Raw genomic sequence first — 12,017 nt, forward strand, 5'->3', positions numbered from 1 at the left:
AGCGGAGGAAGTCCGGCGCAAGAGGCCGGGCCAATGATGACATACAAAGCAGAGCCCGATATCTCCCACTCAAAGGGAGGACTCATTCGCCAATTTCGAGGCGACCCGAACTGTGCGGCCTTCTATGCCTGGGTACTAAATTACTTAGGCCAGCTCGCGGCTGCCGGCCACGCACCACCAACCCCACCACTTGTTGAACTGACAAACGGCCAAAAAGGAAACATTGGGGAATTCATAACTTTCTTGGTGGCACGAAATGAAAAATTCGGCGCCGCCAACTACACACCGTCACTAGCCGGAGCTCTAATCCCTCTTCAGCCTGGGACCGCAGTAGGCCTGGATATCATGGTCCTCTTCCTTGACCCAGTAGGCAACACAGCGAATGACCGCCTGTACATACAAGAAGTAAAAGCAACTGGAGCGGAAGAATTAACCTATGCCGAAGCGCTAGTAAAGGACTACAAGAAGCTCCTTGACGATACCCAACCCTCCACCGCACTACAAAGCAGAATTAGCGCAATAAAAGCCAAACTCCACCTAGAGTTGAATTGGCCACTAGCTAAAATTCAACGAGTTGAGGATATAGCGCAACCCGATGCAAAACACTGCACGCGAATTCGGCTGATGCCAACACTGGTGCACGATTTGCGACACGGAGACCCGGCTGCCGCACTGAATAAAGTTATCGACCAAATCTACCTTCAAGGATGGCCAGATGGGACAATCGAGGGGTGGAGCATAGCAATCACGCGCTTGAATGAAGCCATGGTGCAAATGGCAAACAGGAAGTCATTCACACCATGATTACGCTTCCATCATTTGTTGATTTCAACACCAGCGCCGCGGCGGCGCTAGCAAAGGCTAGAGGAGTAACTCCCGCCTCAGATACCAGAGACCCCTGGGACGTCGCAGTCGCCCTAAAGTGCATGTCAAGCTTCCAATTATTGGAAGACGAAGAAATTGCAGCACTCGACGAGGAAGCATTTGCTGCGCCACTTATCTCAGCCGCTCGGACATTACTTTCAACGGCAGAACAGCTTTCGCTCGCGGACTCCGAGAACCACGAGCAGACGAGCGAACTCACGCTACTTTCCGCAATTGCGTTCGCAATGTGCGGCAACTTCCCGAGTGCAGCTGCCGCATTGAAGGGAGTTGCCCATGAGTTCCAAATTCGTACACCGCTTAAGTGCGTTGCCTCTGTCATTTGCAATTCTCGCGCAACCTTGGCAGTTCAGGAGAATGACCCCATCGCTGGAATCGATGGCTTCCGCTTTCATTGGTTCTACGCTCTTCGAAAGCGAACCATGCATGAGCGAGCTACCCACTACCAGCAGGCTGAAACAATTTTAAAGAACATTGCAACCCGAGCCGACGCAAACACCTTTGACAAATCCTTCGCACTTAGTCTACTGATAGCTGCGCGCCAAGCATTTCGCCTCGCCACTGCAAATATCTACAACGCTCCTGGAGGCATGCCAGATTGGTTCGTAGAAAACTCAATTTCCAACGGCCTTGTAACACTACTCCCTCCCCAAAGAAAACTACTCATTGATAATGGAATAACAACCGGCAACCAAAACTCCCTGCTAACTCTACCGACAAGCACGGGAAAAACATTCATTGCAGAATGCGCCATTGCTGCGGCAAGTCAACGTGGCGGCATATGTGTTTATGTGGCACCGTATGTGGCAATTGGCGAGCAAGTTCGGAATTCGTTGAACGAAAAGCGATTCGCCGACCGAATGCAGGTGGTCTCCATGTTTGGCGGCTTCAAGTCGGAATTCATTCAAAACGCTTTTTCAACCGCCGTCATTATCGCCACGCCCGAAAGGTTTGACAGCTGGTTGCGAACGACTGAGCAACTCGCAAGTTTGCGCTTGGTTGTCATGGATGAAATTCACATCATTGAGAACGGGATACGCGGCAGCCGTGTGGAAGGCCTGTTAAGTCGTCTTCGAATACTACAGTCAAGACTTACCGAGCTACGAATCATGGGCCTCTCCGCAGTGCTCCCAGAGACTTCTGCCCTATCAAATTGGCTGGGAATCGCGGATGAACAGGTTCAACGGATCGGCTGGAGGCCCACAGCTCGCCGATTGGCAACATGTGATTCCGTTGGAAATCTGACGTGGATTCACGGAAACGACGCGCTACGTCCCGCTTGGGCCAATCCTGACACGGCCATCTCAGTGCCGCACAGAATCACGCTACCCGAAGACGTCTATCCTTCAATAAATACAAACAGTCTTGAGATTTCTGCCGCGAAGAATGTTCGCACTATTACCTTGGAGCTACTCAGTCGTCTTGGCATAACTGGCCTCGTTGTATGCCCTCGGCGCTCTGATACACGAGCACTTGCACGAGAAGTTGCCACGACATTTCCTGAGACCGAAGATGAAGAATTGAAATCGTTGGCGAGAGAAATTCGTGCACGCCACGCTTGGCTTGCTCCTCTTGCAAGCTTTATAGAACGCGGCATTGCATATCACAACGCTTCATTGCCGCATGCAGTTCGGCGTTCAATTGAAAAGGCCATTAGGGAAGAGCGATTTCGCTTGGTTTGCTCGACAACCACGCTAGCCGAGGGCGCAGACTTTCCGTTCCGATGGACGCTTGTTTCTCATTGGCTATCGAGCTTCCGCAACGGTGGCGCTCCAATGAGGTCAATGACTTTTCGAAATATTGCAGGTAGAAGCGGTCGTGCCGGCTGGTTCACAGAAGGCGACACTGTCATCTTCGAAAACACCATCGGTCCGAAGGAAGCCTTTGGGGGAAGAGGAAAGCATCCTGAACCAACTCGCCTGACAAAGGTGATGTTCTCGTCCGCCCCTGTGGCATCCACACTGGGCGTCGACTGGGAAGTCGAATCCGAAGAAGAACAGCGAAGGACAGCGGGCGCCTTCGCCTCACAATTGCTGGCTTGCATCCGCGAAAACCCCAACTTGTCAAATATTGGTGAAGTATTTGCAAATGCCACCTATTCTTCACGCTCGGCAGGCCCTGCGACAATAATGCAGGTTGTAAATTCGACTCTTGCTTACATTCTCGACGCAACGCAACCGGGCGGAGCACTCGCTGAGCAGAATAGCCCGATAAAACTAACATCGCTTGGGCACGCCTCCAATCAGTGCGGATTCTCGCCACGCTCTGTTCGCGCGATATTGAGATTCCTCTCAGAGTCAAGAGCCCCCTTGCAAGATCCTGAGTTCCTGTGCTCTCTCCTAGTTACATTTGGGAGAATAGATGAGCAGCCCAACTACATTCTTCACAAAGTAGTTGGCCAGGACAAGCATCTTTTCCCCATGAAGGAGGCAGACCTCCCTTACGTTATTCGCGCCTTCCTAAACGGAGTTGATGTTCGAAAGATATTCGACGGACTGCCAGCACGAGCCACGTCCAAAGCCAGCCCGGATAACGTCGACAAAAAATTCGATGAGTTCGTCACATTTGTTGACTCGGTTATGGCTAGTTTTCTCCCATGGCTTCTTAGGGCAATGGATTTACTTGCACCTTTCGCACATCCAGACGCGCGAGACGGAAACTGGTTGAGCTTGGCCGTCGCACTTGAGGCCCGGTCGGTTGATGCGGACGACGCCAATTCAGAACCGGCTAATGACTTCTAGCTTTGGCTTGCTTCAATGCGAACTGCTCTGAACAACTTGGATAACAGATGTGCTATTCCGCCCAAGTCTGGGCCGACCTTGGCCTCGGCGCCGGCGCCGGCGGCGCATCCTGAGGCCGCAGATTCGCGCCGCGGCGGAGTTCGAGCTGGTCGTCACAGCCTCGGCAACGATACTCTTCGCCGCGCACGGCAACGGATGCATGCACCAACTGGTCGTCAGTACTGAGTCCGAAGGGGAGGAGGATCGGATTGAGTCGGAACATGGTGCAGATCAGCATACCTGCGCCAACGCCGCCCAAGCCGCCGGCCCCCGCCACGCAACGGCGACGCGTTCCGTCTGATTGGCGTAGTCCCGGTGGCCCAATTTCAGGCCAATCTATGCCAACCATGGTTCATGAGGACAAGTATCTTGTTGTCCCGACAGGAATTAATTTCTGGCCAAAGCCGGAACTCGCACTTATTTATTGCCAGACTTTGGCGAAAAGGACGTCAGAAAACTCATTTCGGCACCGTAGTTGCCGTCGTCAAGTATCTAGTCAAAGATCGGCTAAGAATTGGACAGAGCTCTAGCGAACTCTCGGCTAATCTTGGAAGCGAGTCACATCAGGGTGGCTTTTTTGTTGGCCGTACGAACTTTGTACGGACATTGAGTACCCTTCCTCGGAATGGAGCAAGCTCAAGCGCTACGTCGAGGACGGCCGCTACAGCATCGACAACAACGTGCAAGAGAACGCGATCCGGCCGTTCTACGTCGGCCGCCACAGTTGGTCATTCAGCGACACGGTGGCCGGCGCCGATGCCAGCGTCAACCTGTACTCGCTGCTTCAGAACTGTCCGGTCAACGGCATCGACGGATACCCGTATCTGTGTGCGCTGTTCAAAGCGTTGCCCACCGCCCAGACAGCCGACGGCTTCCCGGCGTTGCTGCCCTGGCGGATCGATCCCACCTCAGCCTGAAGCCCTTACGCTGCGGCCTGGGTCCTCGCAAATACGTGGTTCATTGACCGCTTACCGACCTGGCAGCGGGTGGCGTTGCACGCAATGCAGGAACGGCATCACGGCTCCGCTTGAAGCTTCATTCCGCGAACAAACTGGAGCTAGTCGAAATCGTCGTGGAGCGCGAGACCAAAGTAGGTCAACGCTTCTTCTTCTGATTGCCCTCGATGCGCTGGCTGCCTTCTGTGGCAGTACTGCGCTGGGGAGGGAACGTCAGGGTCGCCACTTTTGCCGACTCCCCCATCAATGTCCGTAACTGCGCTACCTCCCGGCGAGCAGCCTGGAATTGTCCCATGAAGGAATGATGAACTTGTTTCATTTAATGCTCCTGGCTCGAGTAGGGCTCGGCGGAGGTTTGGTCCCGTCGACTACAAACGCCTCAGCAAGGGTGTAGGTAAAAACGAGCCGTTTGATTCGGGGCGTTGCCAACAGCTCATCAACCTCTTTGATCTTACCGTCTACCGTCTTGCGGACTCCGAAACTCTCAAAGAAATCCATATATCGACGAGGAGCGACGCCGACGAAGGCACGGAAGTTGGCCCGTCGCGGCGAGGGTTCAGCAGGTTCGACGCTGATGGAGTCACCGTACAGCTCTGCCGTTCTGCTCTTCTCATAGGGTTCGATGAAAACAACCTCTGAGATGCCTGCCGCCACGATGTGCCGGGCGCAGATGTGACAGGGAAAAGTCGTGCAGAAGAGTCGAGCGTCCTGCAGTCGGACGCCGGAACGCGCTGCTTGGGAGATCGCCGCCATCTCCGCGTGAACTGCACGGCCAAATTCGATAACGTCGAAAAGCTGGGCATCCCTCAGGTACGCGCCCTCTGCGAACAGCGCATCATGGGCCAGTTCGGAACTGGGTCTCCTGCGAGCAACGGCTGCCAGCAGGCCAGGTTTGCGCTGCATCCGGTTGAAGGCATCCTCGACGATCTCCCGCTTTATGTCGACGTTTGAATCGCTTCCCCGTTCGAAGTCCCGCATAAGACCATCGTCGTTGGACCAGTACAGACCTCCCCCGAATCGCGGGACTTCATTGCAGCCGGTCGACAGGATCTCGCCCTCCGACGAGACGACGGCAGCTCCCACTTGTCGCGAGAGATCGAGCGAACGGAGGGCCGAAGCCTTTGCAAGAAACATGGCCTGTTCATCGCGGCTCGGCGAAATGTAAGGGTTGCCGAACGTGAGCTGGACCAAGCGCTTCAACTGCCGTTCCAGCTCTGGCCTTGATTCGCTGGTCACGAAGTAGTCTGCCAGGGGAAATGTCTTGCCCACTCGCTGGCCGAGCTTTCTCTCTTCTTCCTCGTAATCACGGCCGATAAGCTCCGTCGCGAATTCTTCCGCTTTCGCTCGCTCAGGTCCAAGCGACGGCGCGAGCAGCTTCCTCAGAAACTGTAGGCGCCAGCTCCGCGATGCGTAAACAGAAATCAACGTGAAGGCCTTGCCATAGACCTGCCGAAAGATCTCAACCTCCTCCGGCCGCTTGAACGAGCGCACGAAATAGGCTCTCCTTGGGGCAGGCTTCAAGGCATCATTCGTCTGCTTCTGTCTTGCCTCCCTGACAGCGGCTATTCCGAGGCGAGCAACGATGTCGGGCTGCCCCGATTCCTCTCTGAGCCCCGTGCCTCGGTCCATCAGCGTCTTGATGCGCTTGTACTCATTTGGGAATGAGCCTGACTTTCCCAGGTATGTCGTGATTTTTTCGCTCAGACGGACTTCGCTGACCTCGTACTGCACGGCTCGAAGCTGGGATCTGAGGGCATCGCAGACCTTGTTCAGATCAATACCGGTCGGGCCAACGAAACCAAAGACAAGTTCAATGTTCGCCGGATCCGATGCATCCATCAACTCGTTCAACCTCGCCTGGGTCAAAGGCGATCCTGACGAGGTCGAATCCAATGATTCGACTGCATTCTTCGTCCCCCTGCGTGTCGCCATTTGCGCTCGCCCTCCGGTCTTTTGAATGTTCGTCGAGCAAATCCGCCGACGGCGTGCATCAGGGTCCACATCAACGGCGTCAAAGGCAATACCCACAAACGCTGATGTGCCGCGATCGGACACGACGGCCACTTCTCCTTGTTCCTCCTGCGTCGCAAAGGTGCAACCTGGCAAGGTCCGAGTACCCGCAGGGGACCGACGCCAGTCAATGTGAGATGCCGCCGGATGGAGGCTGAGCATCGCTGCTCAACCAGTCCAAGTTTTCTGCCACCCCCGCCTTGCCGCAGTCGCGGAACTTGCACCGCTGCAGAGGAGCCATCTGTGGCGTGACACCAACCGTCAAACACGCTTGACTGAGAACTACCTCACGGGCGAGCGAGACAAATCCGACAGACTTCTCGAAGGCGGTCGGATTTTCCGTGTCCAAGCTTCAAGGCGAAAAGCGCAGGCCAATAATTCCTTTAAACCCCAATACAGGAACAGGGAGAACCACCACATGGCATTGCGCACGCCGCTATTCATCGTTGCTCTTGGAGTCATTGCATTCGGGCTGTATCTGCTCGTCAAGGTCCGAAGCAGCAAGACCACCCTCAAGATCTCTGGCATTGGGGAGATTTCGACCGCATCAGTAGGACTGGTCACGCTGGTAATCGGCGTTGTGCTGAGCTACTTCTGCATTCAAGCTGACGAGAGGCGCGAGAACGCCGCTGAGGCCCGTAAGGCTCGGGAACGACAGGCCGCTGTTAGCGCTTTGCCTCCTCCACCATCGGCCAGCGTCAGCCAGTCTTCCACCGGTGACGGAAGTCCCAACATCGGCGTCGTCACCGGCGGTTCAGTGACCGTCCAAGTTGACAAGTCCAAGGCCGAACGATGAGATTGCGCACCGTCACACGGGGGGTGCTGTCGCTGATCGCATCGCTTTCGGTACATGCACCAAATGCCGCTGCCGAGCCCACGAAACTCTCCCCCGTCGGTAAGCCCCGGGTGCAGCAGTCCTCCCACGGCTGTGCCAGTCCGAACATCACCGATAACTCTGGGCACATACAGATAGGAGTGACATGCCAAAACATCACCATCCTGGGACAAAGGAATCGCATGAGTTCCCTGGAGATCAACCAGGAGCGATTGCTGCTGGCACAGAACCCCACTGAAGTGCGCGTCACCGGCGCGTACTTGCAGTCATGGCTACCGGACAGTGACCGAATCAGCCTGACGCTAGAGTTTGAGAACCCTCGCAACATTCCAATTCCGGAGATCGAGATCGATTTTCTCGATCCCAAGAGTGGCCCCAGTATCCCCATGCTCAAGCCGATAGCGTTCACTCCAAGCCAGGTATACCGCGAGGTCGGCTCGCACAAGTTCAGCCTGGCAGCTGGCGGAAAAACGGCACTGCCGGTTGCATTCCTCGATGAGATTGCTGCTCGCCATTCCAGCGATCCCGACATGTGCGCCTTTGATGCCGCGTTGTCGTTGGAACCACCTGCCCTCGATTCGCAGGCCAGAATGCGGCCCAGTAGCGGTGCCAAGCAAACGCGCTACCTACCTCTTCTTCTGCGAGTACGCTTCAAGTCGATCTTTGAGCAGCGGCAGTCCTCAACCCGGTGGGTATGGATCGTTTACGGGCGGGGCAGTGAGGGCATGCTGTTTTGGTATCCGAGCAAGAAGAGCTGGAACAGCTTGGTCTGTGCTCTGTGATCGCCTTGTTCTCCTTCTCGCCAAGGAAATGGCGCAGCCCGCGCCAACGCGTTGGCAACGGATTGCTCAAAGTTCTGGGCAGCAATTGGATCTCGGCTTTTCGGCGCTGCTGCTTCACTCTTTCGTCGTGGATCAAATCACAGGCGCACGGGGGGCGTAGGTAGGGGCAAACCGAAATTTATGCAGGCATTCGCAGTCATACTGAGCCATTGCGCTTGGCATCGGGCCGAGGGCGCTGCATTCAAATCAACCGGGGGGACCCATGTGGAAAGACAAGCTCATCCTGTGTGATGGCGAGCAACTCAGGCACAAAGGCTCGAAGACTGCTGGCTTCATGGGGGAAACGGACATTGATACTTACTCAATAGTCAAGGCGGATGGGACCGAGACAGGTATGGTCAAAGTTGAGGACCACACCGCAGTTAAGGGGTTCAGGCGAACGATAACGGTCGTGCAAACTGACAGCAATGGCAAGGAAGTGGTGCATACCAGCTTCACCCCGAACTAGACATGGCTGAACAGATGCCCTCGTCACTGGCTTGCCTTGGCGAGAGCCGCCCTCGTCTCCCAGCGGCCCAAAGTGGTCTGACAGAGTGGATTTGCACAGAGGCGCGGGCCTGCTAGGCACGAGCTCCGCTGTTTGGGGCTGACCGTGCCCGCAACGCTTCATAGAGCTGCGCCGGACCCAGCAGGATGTCCTTCAGGCCATCGCGAACGCGCTCCGAGCCCAAGGCCTGCGTGCTCATGGACTGATGGGCCTCGAAGGCGTCGATGATGGCGTCCATCAGCGCCTTGCCGAGGTCGGGCGAGTTGGCGAACTGTTCTTTGGTATTGCTGGCCGCCTGCTGCATCAGCGTGTCGTTCTCCAGCAGCTTGCCCCGGAGCACGCCATTCACGTAGACCAACTGGTCGTCGTCGCTCAGTTCGCCCTCGAACAAGCCGTTGACCTTCTGGATGATTTCCGCCAGGTAGGCCTGCTGCTTCTCCTGCACCGAGCCGCTGCCTACGGCATCCATTGGCGCCAGCTTGTAGCTGCCGTCCGCATTCAGATTCAGCGGCTGTTTGCCGGCCTTCTTCAGCGTGTGGTGGGTCAGGACCACCTTGCTCAAGTCCACCGTGTCGCGTTCGCGGCCGAAGTCCAGCAGCGGGATGAGCCGCTTGAAGAACAGGAAGCGTTTCTCGATGTCGGTGTTGCCGTAGTCGAAGATTTGGCTCAGGAAGGCGTACAGCCGCACATAGGCGCCCATGTCGTTCTTGAACAGCAGCAAGGCATCGAGCGCGTCCTTGGCCGCCTGGCTGACCTTGCCATCCTGCGCTGCATCGGCGGCGGCCTTGCTCTGCTGGGCGGCCTTGTATCGCTTGAGAAGCCGGTCGGCGACCGGCGCAATGGCCGCGTCCAGCGCTTTCTGCGTGCCATTGGGGTCCAGGTCCACCTTGGCCACTCGCTCGACCTCGAAGTCATCGTAGTTGCCGCTGGCATCGAGCTTGGCGCGCAGGTCGTAGACCAAGTGTGGGTCAGTTGCGGCCTCCAGCTCAGCGGTCTCGAAGTAAGTCTTGAAGGCCTTCAAGATGTCCGTGGGCTCGTTGACGAAGTCGAGGATGTAGGTGCAGTCTTTCTTCACGCCGTCAGCCTCGTAGGCGCGGTTCAGGCGCGACAACGTCTGCACCGCCTGGATGCCTCCCAGCATCTTGTCGACGTACATGCCGCACAGCAGCGGCTGGTCGAAGCCGGTCTGGAACTTGTTGGCCACCAGGAGCAGGTGGTAGTCGGGCTCGGCGAAGGCATCACGGATGTCGCGGCCCTTGAGTCCTGGGTTCAGGTCCTTGCTGGTTTCGGTGACGGCCTGTGGGTAGCTCTCCGGGTCGTTCACCTCGCCCGAGAAGGCCACCATCACGCCCAGCGGATAGTTCTGCTTCTGGATGTAGGCGCGTATGGCCTTCTGCCACCGCACCGCTTCCTTGCGGCTACCCACCACCACCATGGCCTTGGCGCGGCCCTGCAGCAGCGGCTGCACGTTCTCTCGGTAGTGCTCGACAACCACCTGCACCTTGCTGGCGATGTTGTAGGGGTGCAGTCGAACCCACTGCATGATGCCCTTCATTGCCGCGCTGCGCTCGACCTGGCTCTCGTCGTATTCCTGGCCGTTGTGGGCCAGCTTGAATGCCAGCTTGTAGCTGGTGTAATTCTTCAGCACGTCGAGGATGAAGCCCTCTTCGATAGCCTGGCGCATCGAGTAGACATGGAAGGGCTGCGGCAGGCCGTCGGGGCCGGGCCGGCCGAACAGCTCCAGTGTCTTCTGCTTGGGCGTGGCGGTGAAGGCGATGTAGGTTAGGCCCTTGGCCCCGGCCCCGGCACCGTCGCCGCTGCGCGCCGCCATCTGAGCGGCCAGCAGCGCCTCGGTATCCACCTCGCCGCCGTCCTGCAGGTCGGCCCATTCCTGCGCAGACAAGAGTTGCTTAAGCTTGGCTGCCGCCTCTCCGGTCTGCGAGCTGTGGGCCTCGTCGGCAATCACTGCGAAGCGCTTGCCTTCGGTGGCAGCCAGCTCCTGCACGGCCTGCAAGGCGAAGGGAAAAGTCTGGATGGTGCAGACGATGATTTTCTTGCCGTCCTTCAGTGCCTGCGAAAGCTGAGCGCTCTTGCTGCCCGTCTCGTTCGTGATGCTGGCCACCACGCCGGTTGTGCGCTCGAAGTCGAAGATTGCCTCTTGCAGCTGCGCGTCAAGCACGTTGCGGTCGCTCACCACCAGCACGCTGTCGAACATCTTCTGGTGCGCGGCATCGTGCAGGTCAGCCAGGAAGTGGGCCGTCCACGCAATTGAGTTGGTCTTGCCCGAGCCGGCCGAATGCTGAATCAGATAGCGCTGACCCGCACCCTGGGCCAGCACATCGGCCACCAGTCGGCGCGTCGCATCGAGCTGGTGATAGCGCGGAAAGATGACTGCCTTGAGCTGCTTCTTGTCGTCCCGCTTGCCGATGAGATAGCGATGCAAGATGTCGAGCCAGCTCTCACGCGCCCAGACCTCTTCCCACAGATACGCCGTCGCAAAGCCCTCGGGGTTCGGCACGTTGCCGGCACCGCCGGAATTGCCCCGGTTGAAGGGCAGGAAGTGCGTTGCCGGCCCGGCCAGGCGGGTGGTCATCATCACCTCGCTCTGGCTGACTGCGAAATGCACCAGCGCCCCGCCGGGGAAACCCAGCAGCGGCTCCAGCACGCCCCCCTTGGGCTGCGGATGCCGGTCGAAGCGGTACTGGTCCACCGCATCACCAACGTCCTGCGTGAAGTCGCTCTTCAGCTCGGCGGTGGCTACAGGAATGCCATTGAGGAACAGCACCAGGTCCAGCGCCGCCTTGGGGTTGTTCGGCGAGTGGCAAACCTGCCGCACCACGCGCAGCCGGTTGGCCGCGTAGTTGGCCTGGATGGAGGGGTTGATGGCCAGCGCCGGCTTGAACTGCGCCAGCATCAGCGGTTCTTTCAGGCCGAGCATCTCTACGCCGCGACGCAGCACGTCCAGCGTGCCACGGTCGGGCAGGTTCAGGCTCTTGCGCACCCGCTCGGCAAGCACCTGGGGCAGGGCGGCGCCATGGGTCTTGGCCAGGCGCTGCCAACTGTCCGGCTGCGTGGCTTCGACCCAGGCCAGCAGGTCGGGCATGAACAGGCCATTGGCCCGGTCGAACAGGGCGGCATTGCCTTCGCCGTACAGCCAGCCGTTCGCGGCCAGGTGGGCGCAGATTTCGGCTTCGAAATGGACTTCCTTGTGCAGAGCCATGCTTC

General features: G+C 57.6%; 9 protein-coding genes. 6 read left to right on the top strand and 3 right to left on the bottom strand.

Going from position 1 to position 12,017, the window contains the following annotated elements; genetic code table 11:
* Positions 1-33: 33 nt before the first annotated feature.
* The 3 genes from O5M90_RS15790 (at position 34) to O5M90_RS15800 (ending at position 4,579) form a co-directional block, all read left to right on the top strand.
* Complete coding sequence (locus tag O5M90_RS15790) at positions 34-804, top strand: hypothetical protein (RefSeq protein WP_269839486.1); 771 nt, start codon at positions 34-36, stop codon at positions 802-804.
* Complete coding sequence (locus O5M90_RS15795) at positions 801-3,623, top strand: DEAD/DEAH box helicase (protein ID WP_269839487.1); 2,823 nt, start codon at positions 801-803, stop codon at positions 3,621-3,623. The genes O5M90_RS15790 and O5M90_RS15795 overlap by 4 nt, the downstream gene beginning before the upstream one ends.
* 644 nt (positions 3,624-4,267) lie before the next feature.
* Complete coding sequence (locus O5M90_RS15800) at positions 4,268-4,579, top strand: IS66 family transposase (protein ID WP_269840083.1); 312 nt, start codon at positions 4,268-4,270, stop codon at positions 4,577-4,579.
* A 178-nt stretch (positions 4,580-4,757) separates the two neighbouring features.
* Here the strand turns inward: O5M90_RS15800 and O5M90_RS15805 are convergent, their stop codons facing one another.
* Both O5M90_RS15805 and O5M90_RS15810 read right to left on the bottom strand, forming a co-directional pair.
* A complete protein-coding gene (locus O5M90_RS15805) occupies positions 4,758-4,937 on the bottom strand; it encodes a hypothetical protein (protein WP_269839488.1) in 180 nt (59 codons plus the stop codon).
* A complete protein-coding gene (locus O5M90_RS15810) occupies positions 4,934-6,682 on the bottom strand; it encodes an anti-phage dCTP deaminase (RefSeq protein WP_440402159.1) in 1,749 nt (582 codons plus the stop codon). Before O5M90_RS15810 ends, O5M90_RS15805 begins: the two co-directional genes overlap by 4 nt.
* Positions 6,683-7,046: 364 nt before the next feature.
* On the opposite strand from O5M90_RS15810, the gene O5M90_RS15815 reads away from it, so the two are divergent.
* The 3 genes from O5M90_RS15815 to O5M90_RS15825 all read left to right on the top strand — a co-directional run bounded on the left by O5M90_RS15815 (position 7,047) and on the right by O5M90_RS15825 (position 8,753).
* Positions 7,047-7,424, top strand: a complete 378-nt coding sequence (locus O5M90_RS15815; protein WP_269839490.1) for a hypothetical protein — start codon at positions 7,047-7,049, stop codon at positions 7,422-7,424.
* Positions 7,421-8,245, top strand: coding sequence for a hypothetical protein (locus tag O5M90_RS15820; RefSeq protein ID WP_269839491.1), 825 nt, complete (start codon positions 7,421-7,423; stop codon positions 8,243-8,245). Before O5M90_RS15815 ends, O5M90_RS15820 begins: the two co-directional genes overlap by 4 nt.
* A gap of 262 nt (positions 8,246-8,507) precedes the next feature.
* Positions 8,508-8,753, top strand: coding sequence for a hypothetical protein (locus tag O5M90_RS15825; protein WP_269839492.1), 246 nt, complete (start codon positions 8,508-8,510; stop codon positions 8,751-8,753).
* A 112-nt stretch (positions 8,754-8,865) separates the two neighbouring features.
* On the opposite strand, the gene O5M90_RS15830 is transcribed toward O5M90_RS15825, so the two are convergent.
* Complete coding sequence (locus tag O5M90_RS15830; RefSeq protein ID WP_269839493.1) at positions 8,866-12,012, bottom strand: type I restriction endonuclease subunit R; 3,147 nt, start codon at positions 12,010-12,012, stop codon at positions 8,866-8,868.
* Positions 12,013-12,017 lie beyond the last annotated feature (5 nt).

Source organism: Paucibacter sp. M5-1 (assembly GCF_027498415.2).
Taxonomy (GTDB): Bacteria; Pseudomonadota; Gammaproteobacteria; order Burkholderiales; family Burkholderiaceae_C; genus Roseateles_E.